At 70.1% G+C, this 22,056-nt stretch carries 25 protein-coding genes and 1 pseudogene; 12 read left to right on the top strand and 14 right to left on the bottom strand.

Features of this window, described 5'->3' with window-relative positions; translation table 11 throughout:
* Window positions 1–33: 33 nt before the first annotated feature.
* The 6 genes from ACH4ZA_RS22710 to ACH4ZA_RS22685 all read right to left on the bottom strand — a co-directional run bounded on the left by ACH4ZA_RS22710 (window position 34) and on the right by ACH4ZA_RS22685 (window position 4,910).
* A complete protein-coding gene (locus tag ACH4ZA_RS22710; protein WP_398431186.1) occupies window positions 34–897 on the bottom strand; it encodes a cutinase family protein in 864 nt (287 codons plus the stop codon).
* Between the two features lie 57 nt (window positions 898–954).
* Window positions 955–1,380: a peptidoglycan-binding protein gene (locus ACH4ZA_RS22705; protein WP_398431185.1), complete on the bottom strand. Its 426-nt coding sequence runs from the start codon at window positions 1,378–1,380 to the stop codon at window positions 955–957.
* Window positions 1,381–1,717: 337 nt separating this feature from the next.
* The gene (locus ACH4ZA_RS22700) at window positions 1,718–2,515 is read right to left on the bottom strand and encodes a hypothetical protein (protein WP_398431183.1); all 798 of its coding nucleotides are present in this window, start codon (window positions 2,513–2,515) and stop codon (window positions 1,718–1,720) included.
* Between the two features lie 3 nt (window positions 2,516–2,518).
* Window positions 2,519–2,860: a hypothetical protein gene (locus ACH4ZA_RS22695; protein ID WP_398431181.1), complete on the bottom strand. Its 342-nt coding sequence runs from the start codon at window positions 2,858–2,860 to the stop codon at window positions 2,519–2,521.
* 203 nt (window positions 2,861–3,063) lie between these two features.
* Complete coding sequence (locus ACH4ZA_RS22690; protein ID WP_398431180.1) at window positions 3,064–3,618, bottom strand: GNAT family N-acetyltransferase; 555 nt, start codon at window positions 3,616–3,618, stop codon at window positions 3,064–3,066.
* Window positions 3,615–4,910, bottom strand: coding sequence for an XRE family transcriptional regulator (locus ACH4ZA_RS22685; RefSeq protein ID WP_398431179.1), 1,296 nt, complete (start codon window positions 4,908–4,910; stop codon window positions 3,615–3,617). The genes ACH4ZA_RS22690 and ACH4ZA_RS22685 overlap by 4 nt, the downstream gene beginning before the upstream one ends.
* Before the next feature lie 300 nt (window positions 4,911–5,210).
* On the opposite strand from ACH4ZA_RS22685, the gene ACH4ZA_RS22680 reads away from it, so the two are divergent.
* From ACH4ZA_RS22680 to ACH4ZA_RS22645, 8 genes are all read left to right on the top strand, one after another.
* Window positions 5,211–5,528 carry a hypothetical protein gene (locus tag ACH4ZA_RS22680; protein WP_398431177.1) on the top strand — a complete coding sequence of 106 codons (318 nt, stop codon included), beginning with the start codon at window positions 5,211–5,213 and terminating at the stop codon, window positions 5,526–5,528.
* Entirely contained in the window at window positions 5,525–5,752 is a 228-nt protein-coding gene (locus ACH4ZA_RS22675) for a hypothetical protein (protein ID WP_398431176.1), read from the top strand. The genes ACH4ZA_RS22680 and ACH4ZA_RS22675 overlap by 4 nt, the downstream gene beginning before the upstream one ends.
* Entirely contained in the window at window positions 5,749–6,291 is a 543-nt protein-coding gene (locus ACH4ZA_RS22670) for a DUF6415 family natural product biosynthesis protein (RefSeq protein ID WP_351673511.1), read from the top strand. Before ACH4ZA_RS22675 ends, ACH4ZA_RS22670 begins: the two co-directional genes overlap by 4 nt.
* A gap of 199 nt (window positions 6,292–6,490) precedes the next feature.
* The gene (locus tag ACH4ZA_RS22665) at window positions 6,491–6,889 is read left to right on the top strand and encodes a hypothetical protein (RefSeq protein WP_351683381.1); all 399 of its coding nucleotides are present in this window, start codon (window positions 6,491–6,493) and stop codon (window positions 6,887–6,889) included.
* 133 nt (window positions 6,890–7,022) lie between these two features.
* Window positions 7,023–7,319 (top strand): putative ATP-grasp-modified RiPP, encoded by a 297-nt coding sequence (gene tgmA / locus ACH4ZA_RS22660; RefSeq protein WP_398431174.1) that lies wholly within the window; start codon window positions 7,023–7,025, stop codon window positions 7,317–7,319.
* A 3-nt stretch (window positions 7,320–7,322) separates the two neighbouring features.
* Window positions 7,323–8,291, top strand: coding sequence for an ATP-grasp ribosomal peptide maturase (gene tgmB, locus ACH4ZA_RS22655; protein WP_398431173.1), 969 nt, complete (start codon window positions 7,323–7,325; stop codon window positions 8,289–8,291).
* On the top strand, window positions 8,291–9,424 hold the full coding sequence (locus tag ACH4ZA_RS22650) for a methyltransferase domain-containing protein (RefSeq protein WP_398431171.1): 1,134 nt from the start codon (window positions 8,291–8,293) through the stop codon (window positions 9,422–9,424). Before tgmB ends, ACH4ZA_RS22650 begins: the two co-directional genes overlap by 1 nt.
* Window positions 9,425–9,491: 67 nt before the next feature.
* On the top strand, window positions 9,492–9,803 hold the full coding sequence (locus ACH4ZA_RS22645; RefSeq protein WP_351683391.1) for a DUF6087 family protein: 312 nt from the start codon (window positions 9,492–9,494) through the stop codon (window positions 9,801–9,803).
* Window positions 9,804–9,873: 70 nt separating this feature from the next.
* Here the strand turns inward: ACH4ZA_RS22645 and ACH4ZA_RS22640 are convergent, their stop codons facing one another.
* Entirely contained in the window at window positions 9,874–10,143 is a 270-nt protein-coding gene (locus ACH4ZA_RS22640) for a DNA-binding protein (protein ID WP_398431169.1), read from the bottom strand.
* Window positions 10,144–10,304: 161 nt separating this feature from the next.
* On the opposite strand from ACH4ZA_RS22640, the gene xerC reads away from it, so the two are divergent.
* On the top strand, window positions 10,305–11,939 hold the full coding sequence (gene xerC, locus ACH4ZA_RS22635) for a tyrosine recombinase XerC (RefSeq protein ID WP_398431168.1): 1,635 nt from the start codon (window positions 10,305–10,307) through the stop codon (window positions 11,937–11,939).
* 193 nt (window positions 11,940–12,132) lie between these two features.
* Here the strand turns inward: xerC and ACH4ZA_RS22630 are convergent, their stop codons facing one another.
* Window positions 12,133–12,912 (bottom strand): sigma-70 family RNA polymerase sigma factor, encoded by a 780-nt coding sequence (locus ACH4ZA_RS22630; protein ID WP_398431167.1) that lies wholly within the window; start codon window positions 12,910–12,912, stop codon window positions 12,133–12,135.
* A gap of 199 nt (window positions 12,913–13,111) precedes the next feature.
* Between ACH4ZA_RS22630 and ACH4ZA_RS22625 the strand changes: the two genes are divergently transcribed.
* A complete protein-coding gene (locus ACH4ZA_RS22625) occupies window positions 13,112–13,483 on the top strand; it encodes a PRC-barrel domain containing protein (protein ID WP_398431166.1) in 372 nt (123 codons plus the stop codon).
* The gene (locus tag ACH4ZA_RS22620) at window positions 13,480–13,938 is read left to right on the top strand and encodes an ATP-binding protein (RefSeq protein WP_398431164.1); all 459 of its coding nucleotides are present in this window, start codon (window positions 13,480–13,482) and stop codon (window positions 13,936–13,938) included. The genes ACH4ZA_RS22625 and ACH4ZA_RS22620 overlap by 4 nt, the downstream gene beginning before the upstream one ends.
* A 30-nt stretch (window positions 13,939–13,968) precedes the next feature.
* Here the strand turns inward: ACH4ZA_RS22620 and ACH4ZA_RS22615 are convergent, their stop codons facing one another.
* A complete protein-coding gene (locus ACH4ZA_RS22615) occupies window positions 13,969–14,415 on the bottom strand; it encodes an ATP-binding protein (RefSeq protein ID WP_398431163.1) in 447 nt (148 codons plus the stop codon).
* Window positions 14,416–14,594: 179 nt separating this feature from the next.
* The gene (locus tag ACH4ZA_RS22610) at window positions 14,595–16,499 is read right to left on the bottom strand and encodes an AMP-dependent synthetase/ligase (protein WP_398431161.1); all 1,905 of its coding nucleotides are present in this window, start codon (window positions 16,497–16,499) and stop codon (window positions 14,595–14,597) included.
* Window positions 16,500–16,698: 199 nt separating this feature from the next.
* Here ACH4ZA_RS22610 and ACH4ZA_RS22605 point away from each other — a divergent pair.
* A pseudogene (locus tag ACH4ZA_RS22605) lies at window positions 16,699–16,931 on the top strand (DUF6480 family protein).
* Window positions 16,932–16,937: 6 nt separating this feature from the next.
* Here the strand turns inward: ACH4ZA_RS22605 and ACH4ZA_RS22600 are convergent.
* From ACH4ZA_RS22600 to ACH4ZA_RS22585, 4 genes are all read right to left on the bottom strand, one after another.
* The gene (locus ACH4ZA_RS22600) at window positions 16,938–18,029 is read right to left on the bottom strand and encodes a glutamate--cysteine ligase (protein ID WP_398431159.1); all 1,092 of its coding nucleotides are present in this window, start codon (window positions 18,027–18,029) and stop codon (window positions 16,938–16,940) included.
* A gap of 58 nt (window positions 18,030–18,087) precedes the next feature.
* Complete coding sequence (gene glgB, locus ACH4ZA_RS22595) at window positions 18,088–20,292, bottom strand: 1,4-alpha-glucan branching enzyme (protein WP_398431158.1); 2,205 nt, start codon at window positions 20,290–20,292, stop codon at window positions 18,088–18,090.
* 5 nt (window positions 20,293–20,297) lie between these two features.
* Window positions 20,298–21,668: a maltokinase gene (locus tag ACH4ZA_RS22590; protein ID WP_398431157.1), complete on the bottom strand. Its 1,371-nt coding sequence runs from the start codon at window positions 21,666–21,668 to the stop codon at window positions 20,298–20,300.
* 28 nt (window positions 21,669–21,696) lie between these two features.
* Window positions 21,697–22,056, bottom strand: a 360-nt coding sequence (locus ACH4ZA_RS22585; protein WP_398431155.1) for an alpha-glucosidase C-terminal domain-containing protein, incomplete at its 5' end; no start/stop codon positions are given.

Raw genomic sequence — 22,056 nt, 5'->3', positions numbered from 1 at the left:
CTCTTCTTAAGAAAGGAGGGGATTCTCCTATTTTCAGCTCACGCTGACGAGGAATTCAGCAACCCGCTTAGTGCCACCTGTCTGCACATAGCGAAGATGCGGGCACCAGATCGTGTCGATCAATCCTTTGGCGGCTAGTTCGCAGTACTTGCGGTCCGATTTATCCCCTCTCGTGAAGTCGGTATAGGAGAATCGGCAGATTGGGTCATTTACGGCGCGCCCTGCTCTTAGCAGGTCGTATGAGAGGCACAAACTTTGATGTCTGACTCCCGGGGGGAAATAAGGGTGGATAGCATAGTTTGGAAGCAGCTTCGAGATAATTCCACTGCCCGTGAACTGGGGATCGCCGAGTACTGCGACCCCTGAGATCTTGTCCAGCATTTCTTTGGGTACGTTCTTCAGGTACTGGTGAATCACCCATGCGCCCTGAGAGAATCCTGCAAGAACGTAGTGTTCCACGCCCTGGCAAGCACTTATCCTGCTCGTGAGCTGCTTCTTTAGTGCATCGGCTCCGGCGGCCACCTCAGGCCGTTCCTTTTTCAGCGCCTCTTTCGCGTATTCCACGGGCCCAAATCCAGGAAACTCTGTCCTCGGGTATGCAATGGCTTCGCCGTCGACTGACACGTCAGGGTCAGCGTCGTTTATGCTTTTTACGTAGTTATTGTATATGTCTTGGACTGTGCTCCCCCAGTCACCCGCTCCTCCTTCGCCCAGACCGTGCCCGCCAAAAAAATAAAAGTCTCGACAATGCTCGGGTATTGGCTGATAGACGATGGCAGTCGACTGAGGTGCTGCTATGCCACAGAAGAGAACTGCTGTCCCGAAGTAAGAAGCTAGTTTCCTAAGCATTATGAGTCCCCCGGCGAGCTTATCAAGCGCGTGGGGCGAGCCAGACACGCAGGAACACCAAGCCGCCCGGGCACTCGGTTTCAGGACCACACTGGCCGGAGTCCCTCAACAGAAGGGAGCGCCTGGCGCGTTGGCCCAGAAGGAAAGGAACGACCAAGTCTGGGCTCCGATGCGCCCGTCGACGACGATGTCGGCACATCGCTGGAAGTCTTTTGTTGCGGATTGTGTGACCCGGCCAAAGTCGCCGTCCTCGTCCAAGCCGACGCCTATGGCCTGATTCAGGTAGCACTGGGCTTGTTGGACTGCCGGCCCGGATGACCCAACGTGAAGGCTCGGTCGGCTATCGGTGTAGTTGCATACGTCGTCCGGTCCTTGGGCCACGACGTTTGTTGGACTGGTCAACTTGTGCGCGGCCTGAGTGCTGGTCACCACGGTGGTCGCAGAAATGCTGTGCGATACCGCTACAGCCGGTGCTCCTGCAAGGGAAATTGGAAGAGCCAGGGCCGCTGCGGCGGTGAGTAGACGTCGCATCCTGATCACCTCCAGGGAGGGTGCCCTTTTCTCATCGTGCGCTTCCCTCACCCGGGCTGCATCTCGGGGAGGGCTGTCGGCGCCATGGTGCATGCCCACCGAACCGGATGCGGCTCCACCCGTGTCCGTCGCAATCTGATGTTGCGAACTGTTCAAGCTTACTGATGCGGTGCGGTGTGCCGACGGGCTTGTGAATTCGCCGGTGGACCTGACACTTGTGCCTGAACACCGCGGCGGTGACGGGGCGTTGTACCGCGCTGCGCCTCTCGCTGGGGGCTCGCTCTCTTGGCAGGTGGACACTCTTCGGCCGCGTCCTAGTCCATGAGCGCGGCCCCACTTACCTGATACTGCGGCTCACCACTTCCGCTCTGCTGGCCTGTTCATCGGGTCTGCCCGTCCGGGCGGCGAGGTACTCGGCCCAGTCGCGTCGGGCGTAGGCGACCCAGCGGAGTGCGGTGTGGCGGTGCATCCCAGTCACGTCGGCGAGGATCGGGCTGGGGAGATCAGCGGCGAGGGCGGCCAGCGCCGCGTTGCGAGCGGTGCGGACAGGGATGCCGTGGCGACCCAGTTTCTGGGTCATGCCGTGCGTTGAGATCGGCTTGCCCGGGACCATGCCCGGGAAGAGCCACCGGGGGCCTGGGTGGACTCGCGAGAGCTGCGGTCGTAGCTGGGGCTGTTCGGCGAGGTGCTGAAGGAGCTCGGCGAGTCGTGGAGGCAGTAGTACGGGGTGGCGCCCCAGGACGAGGTGGGTGTGCTTATCGCCGAACTTGAGGTGCTCGGGCGTCAGATGGCAAAGGTGTTCGGTGGACGGGCCGAACAGCAGGGTGATCGCGCCGGCAGCGCGGACGTCCGTGGGCAGGGCATCGTCGGTCAAGCAGCGCTGGAGGAGCGGCCACCGATCATCCTCGTCGAGCAGGTTCTGGGGCTCCTGCCTCGGGATGGAGGGGACGGTCAGCTCGCGGGTGAGCTGGCGGCTCGTGGTCCTTTTCAGGAAGTACCGGATCAGGTAGCGGCGTTGGCTGGTGGCTCCTGCGATCCAGTCGTCGATGTGCTCCTGGGCGAGATCGGTGAGAGCCAGGCCGCGCTGGTCGATCCAGGCCAGGAAGTCCAGGGCGACGCTGACGCGGCGCCACACTTCTCAGTGGTCGCCAGGGGCGTATCGGCTCCAGGTTCCGTCGGCCTCGGTGACCAGGCGGGTAGTGGTCTTGTCGTGATAGCCGAGTGCCTTCGCGATGACGGGGGCCGGGGCTTGGAGTACGAGCTGGCGGATTGCGGAGGCCCTGCCGCGCTGCGGCGGGACGCCGATTTCGCGCAGGTGGACCTGGAGAGTGACCGGGTTCATCGGCTGTCCGGGCTGGCGGCCGGGGAAGAGCCAGTGGGAGCTTCTGCTGCTGGCGTAGGGCAGGTGCTGGCGGAACCGGATGCAGGCCCGCATCAGGTCGGCGACGGGCTCCGGCAGCGGGGAGAGTGGGTCTCCCAACTGGACGGTGACGGTGGTCTCGTCGTCGGTGACGTCGGTGACGTCGGTGACGGTGAGGCGGACGAGTGCAAGTGCTACGGGACCGGTGCGAACCCGCTGTGCCGCGCCTGTTTCGTGAAGGTGGCGGCCGGATGGGGCGGGGCTGCCCGGCAGGAGGGCTACAACGCCTGAGCGCGGGCCTGCTGGTGTGCCTCATTCCGCGTTCACGCGGTATCCCCGTTCTGGCCGGTTACCGCTGCGTGCAGGGGGAGCAGCATGACGGCGAAATTCGGGCTGTCAGGGAACGGTTGACGGTTCCCCACCTTCTTGTAGCCCCACCGCTCGTAGAGGGCTTGCACCTTGGGGTGGTCGGGGTCCACGAGGAGCACGGCCAGGGCCTCGGGGCGAGCGCCAATCAGTGCCGCGTGGAGACGTTCGCCGGTGCCGGTCTTGCGCCATTTGGGGCGGATCATCAGCTCAGAGAACGAGAACGTAGAGCTATCCGCCGGCGGCTGGCTTACGTGTTCGCGCCACCACTCGCGGCCGGGGGTGGACGGGGCGCCGTAGGCGAAGCCGACCGGTTCGTCCTCGTCGTAGCCGATCACGCAGGAGAACCCGGGGTGTCCGCCCCAGTGGTCGACGAACCAGGGGAATCGCTGGTTGAACTCGTCTTCCATCTCGTCCGCGTACGCGTCGGCGTGAACGTCCAGCAGGGTCTGCCGGATCTGCTGTAGGTCGTCGTGCCCGTAGTGGCGGAGTTCGATGGTCGCCGTGGTCAAGGTGTGCTCCATTCGGTCCGGTAGCGGTCCATCCACTCATGCGCGATGTGCGTAGAGGAAGCCATGGTGATCAGATCTCGCTGGAAGTCGCCGAGGGTTCGCCTGATGCGGCCGGGGATCGGGGCGCCGGTCATGATCTGGAATGCGTCGCCGCTGGTGGTGCACGCCTGCTCGACGTCGCCTTGATGGAGTTGGGCGAGGGCGAGTCGTACGGTGGCGTTCGCGCGGTTGCGGCGGTACGCCTCAGGCAGGGCGGCGAGCGCTCGGTAGGAGGCGGCCTCAGCTTCCGCCGGCTGCCCGATGACGTCCCGCACGATGGCGGTGATCGAGTGCAGTTCCGCAGGCCCGTAGAACGCGATCCAGATGGGCAGTGGGGCGGCGGTGTCCGCCTTCGACATGGCTTCCTCGGCGCGGCCGAGGGAGCGCAGGGCCCCGCGCTCGTCCCCGGAGTGGGCATGACCGATTGAGGTCCGGGCGTGGGCGAGTGAGGCGTGCAGCGGGCTGCGGCGCGCGGCGGTGGTCGTCTGGGCGGCCTGGGCTGCGGCGACGGCTTCGGCGTAGTCTCCGCGCTGCCGGGCGAGCATGGCGCGCAGGTTCCACACCTGCATGATCATTTCGGAGTCCTGGGCCATGCCTGCGAGGGTCAGGGCGCGGTCGAGGTGGCGTCCGGCGTTATCGAGCTGCCCCGCGTCGATCAGGGACCAGGCGGCGGTTGCGGTGAAGTCCGAGGCGACGGCGAAAAGGCGTTGCCTCACGCGTTGTGTGGCGGAGAGCTTCTGTAGCCCGAGGGCTTCGAAGGCTCCCGCGAGGGCTGCGCGCTCGAGGGCGGTGTGTCCGCCGCGTGCCGCGTCCAGCTCGACGAGGTTCGCGATGTGATCTCGGAGTCGGATCACGTCGGAGGTGCCGACGCGGGAGGGGTGGGAAGCTGCGTTGACGAGGGGTACGGCGACGGCGGCGGCGGTGCCGGTGGCCGCCCCGACGAAACGGCGGCGGTGCACTGTGTCCTCCGGTCGTGGTGCTGGGGGTGCTGAGATGGTCTTGCGTGTCCCCCGAGGCACGAACCCTAAGGCCGTGATGGTGCGGCTGGTGACGATCTCCAGCGCGGTGCGCTGCCGTGCCTGCGGCCATTGGTTCTCGCCGGACAACCATCGGAACACGGTCCGTTCCGACGTGGCGCCGGGCTTGCCGGTGAGGTTGCCGATGGCTTCGTTCACGGCGTCTGCAAGCTCTGCGGCCGACATGCGGTGAGCCTTGATCCAGGCGGCTAAGGCTTCGTTTCGGGTCTCACCCATGCATTCCACGGTAGGAGGTTCGGCGCGCGACCGACAGTAAAGAGCGCGTCAATTCGTCAGTCTCGGCGCGAGAGGCCCGGCCAACTTCGTCATGCACAACCTGTGATGACGGTGGGTTAGCTGTTGTGTACGGCCCCGCCCCGCTTCCTCTTCGCCTCACGGGGGACGAGCGGGCACCGAGACGACCAGAAGGCTCCACCGATGACCGAATCAGGAACCTCACAGGAAACGCCGGCCACCTCCGCCGGCCCCGCCCCGGCAGTCGCCGCCGTTCTCTACGTGTGCGCCGAGCGAAGCCTCATGACACCCAGCCTGGCGGCGGAACGAGCCGAAGCAGAAGGCAAGTCCCTTGCGGAAGCGCACGGGCTGACGATCACTGAAGTGATCAGCGACCCGTACGGCGAACCCGACCCCTGCAAGCGTGAGGGATGGGCGCGGGTACGGGAACTGGTGGAGTCCGGCTCGGCCGACGTGGTGATCGTCCGGTGGCCCTCGTCTGTCGCTCCGGACCACTCGCCCGACCTGCGGCACCGCGAGATCGGCTGGCTTCAGGAGCGGGGCGTACGTCTGCGGTACTCGTGGGCGCCGTTGGCTTCGACTGGAGGCGAGGCCAAGTGAGCGCGCTCCTCCATCGCGAGCACCCCTGGATCGGCCGCGAGGTCGAGGACACGGCGACCGGCCGCCGCGGGGTCCTGCGGGCCATCGCTCCGGACCTCAACGGGACACGCGCGCTGGCGTGGCTCCGGCCGGCGACGGGGGGAATGGAATGGACCACGAACCCGAGCGCGCTCGACAACCCGGCACCGGTTACCGCGGACAGCCACCCCAGGGAGGCACGGTGAACGGCGCACGTCGAGTGGAGATTGACGCCGCCACGATCCGGCAGTCGTACGGCGCCGTCCTCGGCACGGCGGGCCTGCCGAAAGGTGAAGTTCTCAACGCGGCTGCCGGTCTCCTCGGGGGGCACGTCCGGCTTCTCGTCTCCGAGTTGACGGGCCTCGCGGCGCGCATGCGCGGCGAGTACCGGCGCACCGCGGTCTACGTCATTGTGCGAGCGCAGCACGTTCTTGCGGAACGGGCGGGCTCGTCGCTGGCCGAGCAGCAGTGCGACGTCTTCGACCTGGCGCTCCTCGCCCGGAGTCTCCTCGCACTGTGGGAGCGGCCCGGGCCGCTCGGCTCTGCGGTCGACGACGGCGAGATCGAGCGGGCCGTACAGCGCCGGATCTGCGGCGCATGCTCGCAGCCGATCTCCAGGGGTGAAGGCGCCGAGGCGGCGGTGTTCGCCTCCGAGGCGAGCGGCGGCCTACACGGATACCTCCACACAGACAGCTGTGCTGCCGTCGCCGAGGAGCGGCGGGCGCGGCTGCGCGCCGTGCCCTGACCGGCGCCCACGGATCCCCCCGAGGGCTACCCGTGCCTGTCCTCGGGGGTGACCGCTCCGGCCGCCTGCTTTCCACCCCCGCGGCGGGCGGCCGGAGCGCCTGACGACCACGACCAGCCCCCACAGCCCCGCGAGGACACCCCAGATGCACCTTGCTCCGACTCGAACCTGTGAGACACGGCCGTCGTGCGGGCCGCCTGTGTCCGGCGACCCCTGGTGGGGGTCTGGCTACTCGATGCGCTGGACCTGGCGTGTCACCCGGTTCCTCGACGACCGCGTTTTCGAGCACGTGGCGGACACCTTCCACGCGTGGGGCGTCTCCTGGCAGCTCGCGGATCTTCTCGGCGAGCTGGCCGTCGGCTACGCCGGCGACGTCCGGAAGGTGGTGCCGTGCCGGTATGTGGCGGTGACCGCCACGCTCGAGGGGTTCCGGGCGACGGTGAGCGCGATACCGGCGCAGGAACCAGCGGCTGTGCATGGCGCGCCTGTCCCGAACCGTGGGCGGCCGTTCCTCGAAACGTCGTGGGGCCGCGCCGAACTGGCCCAAGGCCCTTGCCTGTACGCCGGCGTCAACCTCCTCGGTGTGACGCCCCTTTGACCCCCGCGCGGTGCCCCGGCAAGCCGCTGCGCGGGCCGGTCCCCTTCCCTGGAGGGGGACCGTACCGGCCGCCCGCCGCCCCAGAACGGCGGGCGGCCGGACTTCCGCAACACCCAGACCGAAGGAGACATCTGTGACGACCACGATGGACCGGGCGCGGGAAGCATTCCCGCTGTCCGCCGGAAAGCTCCCGCACAGCGCAGAGGCACCGTCCGGGCCGGACACGCGGCCCTTCGCTCTGCGGTTCGCGCGCACCCCGGACTCGACCGGCGCCGCCCGCATCCCGGCGTCGTTCTACGACTCGGACCGCCAGGTCAACGTGTCGTATGACGGCGGGCTGCTGACTTGTATGGCGAACACCCACTCGCCGACGGTGCCGGACGGGTCGACGACGAACCCGCCGCCGCTCGACGAGGGCGCGAAGGACTAGATCATGTCCCTGCCTGTCCTGGTGATCGCGGCCACCGATGATTGGCCGACCGATCGAGTGGTGACCGAGTTGACCGGCCGAGGAGCCGAGGTGTTCCGCATGGACATCGCCGCCTTCCCCCAGCAGCTTTCGCTGTCGGGCCGGATCGACCAGGGGCATGGATGGGCGGGCGAACTGGCCACCGTGCAGCGCACGGTGGACTTGTCCCGGGTCGGCGCGGTGTACTACCGCGCCCCCGGGGCGTTCCAGTTCCCCGACGGCATGACCGGCCCGGAGGGGCGGTTCGCCGCAGCGCAGGCCCGGGCGGGCCTGGGCGGTGTCCTGTCCGCTCTGGACTGCCGGTGGGTCAACCATCCGACGTTCATGGCCCGAGCCGAGTACAAGCCGGTCCAGCTCGACGCGGCCCGCGTCTGTGGGCTGCGCATCCCTGCCACGCTGATCACGAACCGGCCGGACGCGGTGCGGGAGTTCGCCGCCGCCGTTCCGGGCCCGCTGATCTGCAAGCCCGTGGCGTCCCCGGTGCTGATCGAGGACGACCAGCTGAAAGCCGTCTACACCCGACGTCTCGCCCCGGATGATCTCGCCGACCTGCGAGGCGTCGAGACCACCGCCCACCTGTTCCAAGCCTGGGTCGCCAAGAGCCACGAGGTTCGCCTGACGGTCGTCGGGTCGCGGATGTTCGCCGCCGAGGTCCACGCGGGCAGCGAGGCCGCCCACGAGGACTGGCGGTCCGACTACGGCTCGCTCACCTATGCCACCACCACGGTCCCCGCCGACGTCGAGGCCGGGATGCGCCGCCTGATGGACCGGCTCCACCTCACCTACGGGGCTGCTGACTTCGTCGTTGACCCCGAAGGGCGGTGGTGGTTCCTTGAGGTGAATCCGTGCGGGCAATGGGACTGGATCCAGGGCGCCACCGGGCAGCCGATAGCCGCGGCGATCGCCGACGAACTGCAAGGAGTCACCCTCTGATGGACTGGAAGCAGCACGCCGCCGACCTCGCCCGTACGGCGGTGCACCCCGCATCCGCGTGGCACGGGCCGGTCCTGGCCACGCCCCGGCACCTGTGCGTGCCCCGCTGGTACGCGGCCGGCCCCGAGGGCTGGACGCCCGCCGACGGCCCGGCCGACGAGGTGGCGTGGGCGCGCGCCGCGTACACGGACCAGACCCTCGTGACCCGGGTCGGCTCCGTGCACGCCGACCACGCCGCCGACGGCCAGGCGGTGACCGGCAGGCCCACCTCGTCCAGCACCCTGCCGAGCCTCGTCGTCAGCATGCTCACCCACGGCAGGCTCTGCGAGGGCCAGACACTGCTGGACGTCGCGACCGGCTCGGGCTACAGCGCCGCCCTGGCGTGCGCCCGCCTCGGCGACGACTACGTGACGACCGTGGACGTCGACCCCTACCTCACCGAGGCCGCCGACGAACGCCTCGACCGCATCGGTCACTATCCGAAGGTCCTCACGCAGGACGCGGCGGCCGAACTGCCCGGCGAGTACGACCGGATCGTGTCCATGGTGTCCATGCCGCGCGTGCCCGCTTCCTGGCTGCGCGTCCTGCGGCCGGGCGGACGCCTGGTGACGACCCTCGCCGGTACCGGGCTGATCCTCACCGCGGACAAGGGCGAGGACGGCGGGGCGGCGGGCCGGATCGAATGGGACCGGGCGGCGTTCATGGCGACCCGCACGAGCGACGACTACCCGCCCCAGCTCGACGCCCTGTTCCAGGAGGTTCGCGAGCGGGACGGCGACGACGTCACGGTGTCCTCGTTCCCGGTCCTCGACGTCATGCAGGCGTGGGAGGTGTGGTCGATGCTGTCGCTCACGGCCCCCGGCATCGAGCACCGCACCGGCACCGGCGACGACGGCGATCGGATGACGTGGATGCTGCACCCCGACGGCTCGTGGGCGCGCGCTCACACCCAGCCCGGCAGCCGCACCACGACCGTCCACCAGGGCGGCCCCCGCCGTCTTTACACGATGCTCGAGGCGATCCGGTGGCGGTGGATCGAGCACGGCGAGCTGCCCGTGTACGGGGCGCGGGTGACGATCACGCCGGACGGGTCGACCACCTTGGCCCGTGGAGGGTGGACGGTCATGCTCTGACCGGCCGGGGTTCCGCCGACAGCGCGGGCCCGGGCAGACTGGCAGCAGGAACAGGGAGGAGAAGCCCGTGGATGACGAGCCGCTGGACGAGTGGGCCGCACGCCGGGAGACTCGCCGGCCAAAGCCCGGTGACCGCAGGGCCGTTCCTCTCGGCGAAAGCCCCGAGCACGGCGGCCACGTCGACCCGGACGCCCCGCGCGCAATGCTGGAATGGGACGGCCACCAGTGGACCCCGAGCGGTGTAGCCGAGGACCATGCCACGGCCGCGCAGGAGACCGCGATGGACGCGGCGGAGCGGGTTCCCCTCCCGCGTTTCTCCGCCCTGCCGCCCGCCCTCGAGCGGCCGTTCAGGCCTACCCAGGTGTTCCGCCGCCCCTGAGCCGGTACCGCAGCGGGCCCGGCTTCCGGAGGGGGAGGGGGAAGCCGGGCCCGCTGGCATGGGGTGGTGGTCAGGCCGCCGGGGCGTGCTCGGCGGTCTTCTGCGGCTCGGCGCTTGCCTCGAGCCCGAGGACGCGGAGCAGGTCGGCGGTCACGACGCGGTAGGTGCGCCCTGCCGGGATGACCTTGCAGGGGAACTTCCCCGCCCGCACCAGCTCGTAGGCCTTCGTGCGGCCCATCCCGAATGCCTTCCCGCCGGTCTCGACGTCGGTCGTCGGCGGCAGGTCGAGCAGGTGGCGAGTTGTGAGCTCTTGGTGGTCCGTGCTCGGCTGGTGGGTCATGTCCGTGCCACTCCCGTGCAGCGTTGGAACGTTACTGCGCACTAGTGTGCGTAGTGCGCACAGTACGGTACGGGTTGATGCGAAACAACAGGTGGCGTACGTTGCTGGCGTCACGGCATGCACAAGTGCGCGCGTAGTGCGCGGCGATTCGGAGGATGTACATGACCGGAGCGCGACGCGCTGGTGGCATCTCGAAACGCTGCGAGTGCCGCGGAACGGACGGTAAGAGGCTCGGCAACGACTGTCCGCAGTTGCCGAAGCGCAATCACGGGAGCTTCCAGGTCCGCCAAGAGATACCCGCGGACTCGAGGGGCAACCGAAGGCCGTTCCGGCGCACCGGCTACGCCCTGGCCAAGGATGCACAGAAAGACCTCGACAAGGTCCGCGCCCTCCTCGACCTGATCGACGACGACGAGCACTATGCCGCGCAGATCGGTGACCTCCTCGCCAAGGTAATGAGCGAGCGCGCGGATATCCCCGACGCGACCGAGATCAAGCGGCGCCTGGCCGGCGGCGTGGTCCTCGACGGCGGTATGAGGGTTGGCGAGTGGCTCGACGCCTGGGTCGCAGCGAAGAAAACGAAACGCCTGACGACGCGAAGCTACGCCTCGCACATCCGCGTTCATCTGAAGCCGGGCCTCGGGCACCATCGGCTCGACCGCCTGAACATCGGCCATGTGCAGGCGTTCTTCGACGGCTTCGACGATCAGAACGATGTCGTCAGGGCGGAGAACGCGGAGCGGCGAAAGCAGGAGGCGCGCTGCAAGTGGCGCCCGGGAACCAAGCCCGGCCGACCGTCGCCTGCGGTCTCTGCGCTCCTGGCCGCCGAGCGCGAGAAGCTGAAGGCGATGCTGCCGTGTCGGCCGATCACGGGGCCGGCGACGAAGCAGCGGATCCGAGCGACGCTGCGGGCCGCGCTCAATGCGGCGATCCGCAAGCAACTCATCACGTTCAACCCGGCCGCGTGGGTCGAGCTGGAGTCAGGCAAGAGGCCGAAGGCCAAGCTGTGGACGGCGTCGAACGTCGCGCACTGGGAGCGCACGGGCGAGAAGCCGTCGCGGGTCATGGTGTGGACCCCGCAGCAGCTCGGCGAGTTTCTCGACGAGGCGGAGAGCTCGCGCCTGTACTCGTTCTTCCACCTGCTCGCCTTCCGTGGCCTGCGGCGTGGCGAGGGCGTCGGGATCGAGTGGACGAACATCGACCTGGACGCAGGCCTGATCACCCCGTCGCGGGCGCTCGTCGTCGACAACTGGGAGGTGTTCGAGGATGACCTGAAGACGGAGGAGTCGTCGTCGACGATCGGCCTCGACTCCCTCAATGTCGGTGTGCTGCGGGAGCGGCGCGCGCAGCAGCTCGCCGAGCGGGACGAGTGGGATCGACGGGCTGCGATGGAGCGCGCGGAGGGCAAGGACGTCGCTGACTGGGTGGACACGGGCAAGGTGTGGACCGAGCCTGACGGAACATGGCTCCACCCGGAGAAAGTGTCGCTAGAGTTCCGGCGGATCTGCAGGCGTGCAGGGCTGCCGCCGGTCAGCCTCCGGGACCTGCGGCACCTGGCGGCGACGCTCACGCATGCGGGCGGGGGCGACATCTTCGCGGTGAAGAAGGTGCTGAGGCACACCACAATCCAGCTAACGGGCGACACGTACACCGAGCTGCTGGAGGACGTTGACCGAGAGATCGCGGAGAAGGCGGCGGGCCTGGTGCCCCGTGCTCGCCGGGCTCCCGAAGTCGCGACGCCGGAGGCCGGGAAGCCGGACGAGGGCGACGGTCAGGCCGACGAGGAGGGCGGGTAGGGTCCCGATTGAGCGCATGCCCTGGGCCCCGTCATCTTCACTGATGGCGGGGTCTTTGCTCGCTCCGTGCTCGCCCGAACGCCCCAGAACGGCCCGGAAGTACCCGTCCGAGAGCGATAGATGCGCGGCGAGGTAGCGTGCTTGAAGGCTTTCCGACCTGCACAGTTCGGCACTAGCCGACACGGAGCAGCTTTCACCGGCATTCGACGCCATGAGGGCTCAGCGGATGGATGATCCGCCGTTCCCTGTCGTCCAGCTCGGCGATGAGCGGCGCCAGCGAGTGGAAGTCCTCCACCAGTTCCAGGGCGGGCTCCTCCGCGCCGATGAAGTCGGCCAGCACCGACTCGCCGTCCACGCCGCCGTCGGACGTCAGGGCCGCGTCCAGGGACGCGGACGTGTAGCAGTTGGAGGCCTTGCGGGCCTCGACGACCTCCTCCTCGGACAGCGACATCAGCTGGGACAGCTCGCGCGTGGTGGGCATGCGGCCCAGTCGCGTCTGCAGCTCCTCCGTCGCCTTCGCCAGTTCGACCCGGGCCTCCTGAAGGCGGCGCGGCACGTGCACCGCCCAGCTGGTGTCCCGGAAGAAGCGCTTGATCTCACCGACGATGTACGGGACGGCGAACGACGTGAACTCGACCTCACGGGTCAGCTCGAACCGGTCGATGGCCTTGATCAGACCGATGGTGCCGACCTGGACGATGTCCTCCATCGCGTCGCCCCGGCCGCGGAAGCGGGAGGCCGCGTACCGCACGAGCGACAGGTTCATCTCGATCAGGGTGTTGCGCACGTACTGGTATTCGGGGGTGCCCTCCTCCACGACCGCCAGCCGGTCGAAGAAGCGGCGGGAGAGCTCCCGCGCGTCCCGGGGGCTCACCTGGGCCGGCATGTCGATGAACGGAACCCCCTCGCGCGGGTCGTCGGCGCCCGCACGCTCTGCCGTGGCCGTCGCTGCTTGTACCGTCACGGCGTCCATGCCGTTCACTCCGTTCGTCGGGGCGGTCGATGACGGGGCTCGTCTGCCCCCGATCGCGTCGTGTATGCCGAGACGTTCCGCACAGTCGCGGGCGGCGGCCCGCGCCGTACACCGGCCGGGTCCGCACCGGGGCCTCACGCCCCGAATGCGGTCGCGACGGCAGGGTAGCCGCTGCTTCGGAACACGAGGAGGGAGCAGCGTGACCATCGACGCAATCTGGTCTTTCACGCCGGGCAGCGGGCATGTCGAGGGACAGGATCTGACCGGCTACGCCGTCACGACGGCCGACGGCACTCTCGGGCACGTGGAACGCGAGGCGGACCCGCACGGCATGCGGCACCTGGTCGTCGACACGGGAGTGTGGCTGTTCGGCAGGAGCGCCGTCGTCCCGGTCGGCGTGGTGAGCGCGGTCGACGCCGGGGCCGGACAGGTCTCCCTGACCTGTACGAAGGACGAGGTGAAGGAGGCGCCCCGCTTCCACACCGACAGCGAGACGACCGACCCCGGGTACCTCACCGCCGTGGGCGACCACTACCGGCGGCAGGTCCCGCGGGGAACGACCCCGGCGTGAGGGAGGACGAACTCGCGCGCACCCGGCCGACGTTCGCGCAGCCGCCTGCGCCTGCGCCGGTCGCGACCGCTGCCGCTGCCCGGGCCCACGCCCGGGCGGTGGCGGAGGCCGGCCGGGACGCCTCGACGGGACCGGCGCACGAGACGGACGTGATCGATCTCATGCTGGTCGTCTCGGAGCTGGTGACCAACGCACTGCGGCACGGCGGCGGACTGGCCGGGTTCGAGGCGGTGCTCGTCCCCGACGGGATCCGGCTGGCCGTGCGCGACCACAGCGACGAGATTCCGTCCGGCGTCTGCGGGCCCGCCCCGCCGCCCGCCGAACGGGCCGCCGGCGGCTACGGCTGGCCGCTGGTGCGGCGGCTGGCCCGGGAGATCGAGATCGAGAGGGAGCCGGCGGGCGGGAAGACGATCAGGGCGTTCGTGCCGATCCGCACGGCGGACGGGCAGGCCTGACGGCCCGCGGAACCCGCGATGGCGGCGGGCTCACCAGGGCAGGAAGACGTGGACGTCCTTGCCCTCACCCAGGCCCGGCTCGTTCGGCACCACGCTGACCTGACTGCAGAGCGTGTCCACCAGATACCAGCCGATGCCCCCGCCCCCGGTGTCCGGGTGAAACGGCCGAGGGGTCGGCGGCGTGCTGTTGGTGTCGTGCACCGTGACGTGCACCCCGTCGAAGGTGCGCCGCAGATGCACCTCGAAGGGGCCCGGTGCGTACTGGACCGCGTTGGCCGCCAGTTCCGTGACGATCAGCACGATGTCGTGCCAGCACTCCGGCGCCGTGGGAGGCGCCGTCCCGGCCAGCTCCCGGAGGAACGCCTCCGTGGCCAGACGCGCACCCGTCACGTCGTGCGGTTCACCCGCGAAGCGAGCTGTACGGCTCGGAGTGGCCCAGGAGGACAATGCGTCACTACCCCGTGGTTCGGCTGCCATGTCGTCAGTGCGGCCCCACAGCGTCCGGGACCGTCTTCCTTTCTCTACGGCTCTTAGGCGTCGCCCTCTCTGGGTTCCCGAGGATCTCCAGGCTACGCGTCCGGTTTCCGGCGGCATATGGCCGCGGGCACGGTGCGCTCCGAGTGACCCTCCGGCGCGGCGCGTGTGGCCGGGCCGGTTCACCGGAAGACGTCGTCCGCGTCGTCCCAGCTCAGGACCTCCTCCTGCGGGCTCTGCCGGGGCAGCCGGGCCCGCGCCTGGTACATCGCCTCGATCTCCGCCGCGTAGTGCGCCACGATCGAGTCCCGGCGCAGCTTCATCGACGGCGTCAGCAGCCCGCTGGCCTGGTCGAACGGCTGCGGCAGGATACGGAACGCCCGGATCGACTCCGAGCGCGACACCGAGCTGTTGGCGGCGGCCACGGCCCGTCCGATCTCCTCGCGCAGGGCGTTCTCCTCGCGCGCCTCCCGGCTCTGCGGGTCGCCGTGCAGCGCCAGACTTCCCCGCCAGTGCGCCAGGAAGTCGGGGTCCAGGGTGATCAGCGCGCCCACGCAGGGCCGGTTGTCGCCCACCACCACCGCCTGGTGGACCAGCGGGTGCATGCGCAGCCGCTGCTCCAGCGCCGTCGGCGCCACGCTCTTGCCGCCGCTGGTGATGATGACGTCCTTCTTGCGCCCGGTGATCGTGAGGTAGCCGTCGGAGTCCAGGAAACCGAGGTCGCCGGTGGCCAGCCAGCCGCCCGACAGCGCGGCCCGCGTCGCGGCGTCGTCGTTGACGTAGCCCTGGAACACCGACGGGCCGCGCACCAGGATCTCCCCGTCGTTCGCCACCCGGACGTCCACGCCCGGCAGGGGCTGTCCGACGGTGCCCGACTTCTCCCGGCCGAGCGGCTGCATGGTGATCCCGCCGCCGGTCTCCGTCAGGCCGTACCCGTCGTGCACGTAGATGCCGATGCCCTCGTAGAACAGGGAGAGGTCCCGGTGCAGCGGGGAGCCGCCGGACGTGCCGCGGTGGACCCGGCCGCCGAGCGCGGCCCGGAGCCTGCGGTACACCGTGCGTTCGAACAGGGCGTGCTGGAGCCGCAGGTCGAGGCCGGGCCCTGAGCCGCGGCCCAGCCGCTGCCGTTCGACGGCGGCCGCGAAGTCGCGGGCCGTCTCCGCCGCCCGCTCGAACAGGGCGCCGCGCCCCGCCTCCTGTGCCGCCCGCAGGAAGTTCTTGTAGATCTTCTCGAACACCGAGGGAACGGCGTACAGATACGTCGGCCGGAAGGTGCGCAGCGACTCCGCGAGCGCGTCCGCCCCTATGTCGGGCTGGTGACCCATCACGATGCCGCCGCGCAGGCACAGCCCCTGGATCATCAGCCCGTACACATGGGAGAACGGCAGGAAGGCGAGCACGCTGGCCTGTTGGCCCGCGGGCGCGGCGGTGTGGCCCCAGCCGGCCAGCAGGGTGTCGCAGGGGCTGGCCAGGCTGCGGTGGCTCAGCGCGCAGCCCAGGGCCCGGCCCGAGGTGCCGGAGGTGTAGGCGATCACCGCGGTCGAGTCGGGCAGCACGATCCTGCGCAGCGAGTTCACCGTGGTGATGGACACCGGCTCGCCGCGCCGGGTGAGTTCGTCCAGGGCCCCCGCGTCCAGCTGCCACACGTGCCGCAGCGCCGGCAGGGCGGCGCACACCGACCCCACGGTCATCACGCTCTGCTCGTCCTCCACGACCACGCCGACGCAGTCGGCGTCCCGCAGGATCCACGCGACCTGCTCGCGCGAGGACGTCGGATAGACGGGGACCACCTCGGCGCCCACCGCCCACAGGGCGTGGCACAGCACGGTCCACTCGTACCGGGTGCGCGCCATGATCGCGACGCGGTGCCCGGGGGAGATGCCGGACGCCACGAACCCCTTGGCCAGATCGACCACCTCGTCCCGCAGTTCGACGGCGGTCACCTCCTCCCAGTCGCCGGAGGCGGCGTCCGCACGGCGGGAGAGGACCGCGAGCGTCGGGGTGCGGGCGGCGGTGTCGAAGACGGTGTCGGCGAGGCCCCCGGTCAGGGGCGGGGCGGCCGGGGGAGCGAGAGCGAAGTCGCGCATGCGCTGCTCCTGACGTGTACGGGCTGTGACTCCGCCGACGGGAACTGTTATCGACGGTGGTCGAATCTAGCCCAGGTGAGACCGCTTGTGGCCTGGAACGAATATGTAATCCGCCTTGATGATCTCGGCGGCGAGGGGTGCCCGGCTTCCGTGGACCTCCCGACGGTGAAGTCGGCCCGGGCGGGGGGACTCGGAGGGCATGACCCACATCAGCCCCGGCCCCGAACCCGAGCGCACCACCGGACTGCAACCGGGCGACGGCTTCCCCCGGGCGAGACCCCGCCCGCGGAGAGCAGCATGCCCGGGGCCGGCCCCCGGGAGACGCACAACCCGCCCAAGGGCTGGGCCAAGTCCCCGCTCACCGTGATCATCGTCCTCGCCGTCCTGATCGCCGCCTTCTTCCTGGCGTACGCGATCGACCTGATGCTCTGACGGCCCTCAGCCCTGGGTGTGGCGTACGCAGGCGGCGACCACCTCGCGCAGACTGCCCGTGCGCTCCCACACCTGGCGCTGGACGTGCGCGCCGTTGCCCTGCCGCAGCAGCCCGGCGCACGCGGCGCGGGCCCGCTCCAGGTCCCCGGCGTCCGCCAGCGCGTCCTGCACGTGCTCCAGCAGGGCCCCGACGACCGTCTCGGCGGGAGCACGCCGCATGGTCGCCGGATGCAGCAGGTCGCCCGCCAGCCCCGAGCGGGCCGCCCGCCAGCCGGCCAGCCGCAGCAGGCTCACACTGTGGTCCACCGGCTCCCGGCCGGCCTCCAGGTCGCGGGCGGCCGTTTCGACCAGTCCACGCACGAGCGTGGCGACCAGCACCGCGGTGTCCGCGTGCAGACAGACGTCCGACACGCGCACCTCCACCGTCGGATAGCGCGCCGACAGCCGGGCGTCGAAATAGACCATGCCCTCGTCGAGGATCGCCCCCGTGGCCACCATGTCCGCGACCCGCCGGCGGTAACCCTCCGCCGAACCGAACAGCTCGGTCGGACCGGCCGACGGCCAGCGCTGCCACACCCGGCTGCGATAGCTGCTGTAACCCGTCTCCCGGCCTTGCCAGAAGGGCGAGTTGGCGCTCAGCGCGATCAGCACCGACAGCCAGGGGCGGATGCGGTCGACGACAGCGACGCCCTCCTCGTCCGAGTCGACGGACACATGGACATGGCAGCCGCACACCATCTGCTCCTGCGTGGCGATGCCGAACTGCTCCGCCATCCACTGGTAGCGCCGGTTCATGCTGACCGACGGGCGCACCGGCAGCGGTGACGTGGCCAGCGCCGCCACCGCGCAGCCGGCCCCCCGGGCGTGCCGGGCCGCCTCGCCCCGTATCCGCACGATCTCCGCGCCGAGATCGTCCATCCCGGACTGGGGATGGGTGGCGAACTCGAGCATCTGGCTGTGCAGTTCCTTCTCGAAGACGTCGTCCCCGCCGTCCTCGCACCGCGCGGCGCGGGCGAGGACGGCGGCGGCCAGTGCCTGCGGTTCGCCGGTCTCCGGGTCGACCAGGAGGAGTTCCTCCTCCACTCCCACGGTGCGCACGCGACGTCAGCCCTTCTGTGGTGGGTGGTACGCACCCGACTGCCCCGTCCGGCCGCGTTCACACGGACGACGGGGCCATCCAGACCGTCGCCAGCGGGGGCAGCGTCAGCCTGAGCTCCCCGTCGCGCACGGCGACCGCGCCGGACAGGCCGACGCCGCTGCCGCCGTAGCGCTCGGCGTCGGTGTTGAGCACCTCGTGCCAGGCCTGGACGCCGGCGGGGACGACGAGACGGTAGTCGTGACGCACCACCGGGGAGAAGTTGCTGACGGCCAGGAGCGGCGCGCCGTGCGCGTCGTGCCGCAGGAACGCGAAGACGTTGTCCTCCGCGGCGTCCCCCAGCACCCACCGGAAGCCGGCGGGGTCGGTGTCGCGCTCCCAGAGCGCGGGAGTGGCCCGGTACACCGTGTTGAGGTCGCGCACCAGGTCCTGCACGCCCCGGTGGTCGCCCGCCGACGCGTACCCGGCGTCGAGCAGCCACCACTCGGGTCCGTGCGCCTCGGACCACTCCGCGCCCTGCGCGAACTCCTGCCCCATGAAAAGGAGTTGCTTGCCCGGATGGGCCCACATGAAGCCCAGGTAGGCGCGGTGGTTGGCACGCCGCTGCCACCAGTCGCCCGGCATCTTGGAGACCAGCGCCTGCTTGCCGTGCACGACCTCGTCGTGCGAGATGGGCAGCACGTAGTTCTCGCTGTACGCGTACACCATGGAGAACGTCATCTCGTTGTGGTGGTACTTGCGGTGCACCGGCTCCTTGCCGATGTACTGCAGCGAGTCGTGCATCCAGCCCATGTTCCACTTCAGCCCGAAACCGAGCCCGCCGCCGTCCGTCGGCCGGGTCACGCCGTCCCAGGCGGTGGACTCCTCGGCGATCGTCACCACGCCCGGGTTGCGGCGGTACACCGTCGCGTTCATCTCCTGCAGGAACGCCATGGCGGCCAGGTCCTCGCGGCCCCCGAACACGTTCGGCGTCCACTGCCCGGAGTCGCGCGAGTAGTCCAGGTAGAGCATGGAGGCGACGGCGTCCACCCGCAGGCCGTCGACGTGGAACTCCTCGCACCAGTAGGTGGCGTTCGCCACCAGGAAGTTGCGCACCTCGATCCGGGCGAAGTCGAACTCGTACGTCCCCCAGTCCGGATGCTCGGCCCGGCGCGAGTCACCGGGCTCGTACAGCGGCTCCCCGTCGAACCGGCCGAGCGCCCAGTCGTCCTTGGGGAAGTGCGCCGGCACCCAGTCCGCGATCACGCCGATCCCGGCCCGGTGCAGCGCGTCCACCAGGTACTTGAAGTCGTCCGGCGTGCCGAGCCGGGCGGTGGGCGCGTAGAAGCCGGTGACCTGGTAGCCCCAGGAACCCGAGAACGGATGCTGGGCGACCGGCATGAGCTCCACGTGCGTGAAGCCGAGGTCCCGCACATAGGCGGGCAGCTCCTCCGCCAGCTCCCGGTACGTCAGACCCGGCCGCCAGGACGGCAGATGGACCTCGTACACGGAGAACGGGGCGACGTGAACGGGTACGTCGCCCCGGTGCGCCATCCACTCCTCGTCCGACCACTCGTAGTGCGAGGCGTGCACGATCGACGCGGTGTCCGGCGGCACCTCGGCACGCCGGGCCATCGGGTCAGCCTTGAGGAACCGGTCGCCGTGCCGTGACGTGATCTCGAACTTGTACCGGGCGCCCTCGCCGATCCCCGGCAGGAACAGCTCCCACACCCCGGACGAGCCGAGGGACCGCATCGGGAAGGCCGTCCCGTCCCAGAAGCAGAAGTCCCCCGCGACCCGCACCCCCTGCGCGTTCGGCGCCCACACGGTGAACCGGGTGCCGAGCACGCCCTGGTGGGCCATCGGCTCGGCGCCGAGCGCCTTCCACAGCTCCTCGTGCCGCCCCTCCCGGATCAGATGCAGATCGAAGTCGCCCAGGGCGGGCAGGAACCGGTACGGATCGTCCACCTTGTGCTCGGCGCCCTCGTACGACACCAGCAGCGTGTACGCGGGCACCGCGTCGAGCGGCAGCACGACCGCGAAGAGGCCGTCGCCCTCCGAGACCATCGGGGAGGGATCACCGTCGATCAGCACGCTCACAGCGTCGGCGAAGGGCCGCAGCGCCCGGAAGAGGACTCCGCCCGGCACCGGGTGCGCGCCGAGCAGCGCGTGCGGATCGTGGTGGGCGCCCGAGAGCAGCCGTCCGCGGTCGCCCGCGTCGAGCGCGGGCGCCGTACGCGGGCGGGGGCCGGCCGACTCGGGCGGAGAGGTGTCACGCAGGGCCACAGGGGTCAGCCTCCTCGGACGGCGAGTCGTTCGATCGCCGCCATGGGTACGGGCAGCCAGTCGGGACGGTTGCGGGCCTCGTACAGCACTTCGTACACGGCTCGGTCCGTCTCGTAGGCACGCAACAGGGCATGTTTCTTACGGGGGTCCCAGCCTGCGCGGGCCGCGTAGCCCGCGCAGTAGGCCTCCCGGCAACGCCGCGCCCACTCCGGCCGCCACGGGCGGCGCTGGCGGGCGGCGTAGTCGAAGGAGCGCAGCATTCCGGCGATGTCGCGCACCGGCGAGTGGGCGCTGCGCCGCTCGGCCAGCGGACGGGACGGCTCACCCTCGAAGTCGATGACGAACCAGTCGCGTCCGGCGCGCAGCACCTGCCCGAGGTGCAGGTCGCCGTGGATGCGCTGGGCGGGCGGACCCGCGTCGCACGCCGAGAGGGCGCCGAACGCGGTGATGAGACCCGGCACGAACGGCCGCAGCGCCGGCACGTGGTGCGCCGCCGCCTCCAGCCGCTCGGTCATCGCGGCCGCCGTGCGCCCGTCCTCCGCGTGCGGGCCGGCCGGAAGGGCGGCGGCGAGCGCCAGATGGACGTCGGCCGTGGCCCGCCCCAACTCCTCGGCCTCCGCCGTGAAGTCCTCGCCGCGCGAGAGCGCGCGCAGCGCCAGCGTCCAGCCGTCCGAGGCGTCCGGCAGGAAGGGCTGCAGCACGCCGAGCGTGGCCTCCTGCGGATGCGTCGTGCGGAACCAGGCCACCGGTGCGGGCACCCGCCCGCACCCCTGCCCGGCCAGCGCGACCGGCACCTCCAGATCGGGGTTCACTCCCGGCTGGATACGCCGGAAGATCTTCAGGATGAACGCGTCCCCGTAGACCAGGGAGGTGTTGGACTGCTCGGCCTCCAGCAGCCGCGGTGCGAGCCCCGGGGGCAGGGACACGGACGGGTCCGACTCGAAGGACAGCGGACCGAGCGTGCCGGGATGCCGCATCCGCTCCAGCAGGAGGTGCGCCGACCGTGGGTCCTGGAGCGCGTCGTGGACGGTCAGTCCGGCCAGTGGACCCTCCTCCACCCTGCCGATCAACGCCCGCCCCAGCCGCGGCGACAGATGCTCCTGGAGGCCGAGCAGCAGCTGATAGCAGTCGCCGGCCGGGGGAGTGCCCCCGGGCGTCGGGACGCCCGACTGGCCGGCGTGCACGAGCAGATGCAGACAGCCCGGATACAGCTCGGTCATCGACAGCATGCGCAGGTCGGTGATCGGGCGGTCCTTGCCGGCGAACCAGCGCTGCCGGGGCAGCCACTCGCGCAGCAGCGCGCCGAGCGGCCCCGCGGAACGCACTCCGCTCACGGCGGCCGGGCGCAGGGGGGCGGTCTTCGCGGTCTTCGTCACGGTGACCCATCCTTTCCTCGGCGCACGCTCACGGGCGGCGACCGATCCGGGACGCGGCTCTGGTGAGCCGGAACCAGTAGAAGCCGTGGCCCGCGAGGGTGAGCAGGTAGGGCAGTTCACCGATGGCGGGGAAGCGGACGCCGCCGAAGAGCTCGACGGGGTGGCGGCCGTCGTAGCGGCTGAGGTCGAGTTCGGTGGGCTGTGCGAAGCGGGAGAAGTTGTGCACGCACAGGACGAGGTCGTCCTCGTGTTCGCGGAGGAAGGCGAGGACGGCGGGGTTGGAGGAGGGGAGCTCGGTGTAGGTGCCGAGGCCGAAGGCGGGGTTCTGTTTGCGGATCTCGATCATGCGGCGGGTCCAGTGCAGCAGCGAGGAGGGCGACGACATCGA

Origin of the sequence: Streptomyces sp. NPDC020597, assembly GCF_044335095.1 — a bacterium.
GTDB lineage: Bacteria > Actinomycetota > Actinomycetes > Streptomycetales > Streptomycetaceae > Streptomyces.
This window is presented reverse-complemented; position numbering and strand designations above follow the sequence as displayed.

Bases quoted from the DNA above. Each gene is read 5' to 3' on its own strand.
- ACH4ZA_RS22705 (WP_398431185.1), bottom strand. From the start codon at position 1,380: ATGCGACGTCTACTCACCGCCGCAGCGGCCCTGGCTCTTCCAATTTCC.
- ACH4ZA_RS22685 (WP_398431179.1), bottom strand. From the start codon at position 4,910: ATGGGTGAGACCCGAAACGAAGCCTTAGCCGCCTGGATCAAGGCTCAC.
- ACH4ZA_RS22680 (WP_398431177.1), top strand. From the start codon at position 5,211: ATGACACCCAGCCTGGCGGCGGAACGAGCCGAAGCAGAAGGCAAGTCC.
- tgmB (WP_398431173.1), top strand. From the start codon at position 7,323: ATGTCCCTGCCTGTCCTGGTGATCGCGGCCACCGATGATTGGCCGACC.
- ACH4ZA_RS22650 (WP_398431171.1), top strand. From the start codon at position 8,291: ATGGACTGGAAGCAGCACGCCGCCGACCTCGCCCGTACGGCGGTGCAC.
- ACH4ZA_RS22640 (WP_398431169.1), bottom strand. From the start codon at position 10,143: ATGACCCACCAGCCGAGCACGGACCACCAAGAGCTCACAACTCGCCAC.
- xerC (WP_398431168.1), top strand. From the start codon at position 10,305: ATGACCGGAGCGCGACGCGCTGGTGGCATCTCGAAACGCTGCGAGTGC.
- ACH4ZA_RS22630 (WP_398431167.1), bottom strand. From the start codon at position 12,912: ATGGACGCCGTGACGGTACAAGCAGCGACGGCCACGGCAGAGCGTGCG.
- ACH4ZA_RS22615 (WP_398431163.1), bottom strand. From the start codon at position 14,415: ATGGCAGCCGAACCACGGGGTAGTGACGCATTGTCCTCCTGGGCCACT.
- ACH4ZA_RS22610 (WP_398431161.1), bottom strand. From the start codon at position 16,499: ATGCGCGACTTCGCTCTCGCTCCCCCGGCCGCCCCGCCCCTGACCGGG.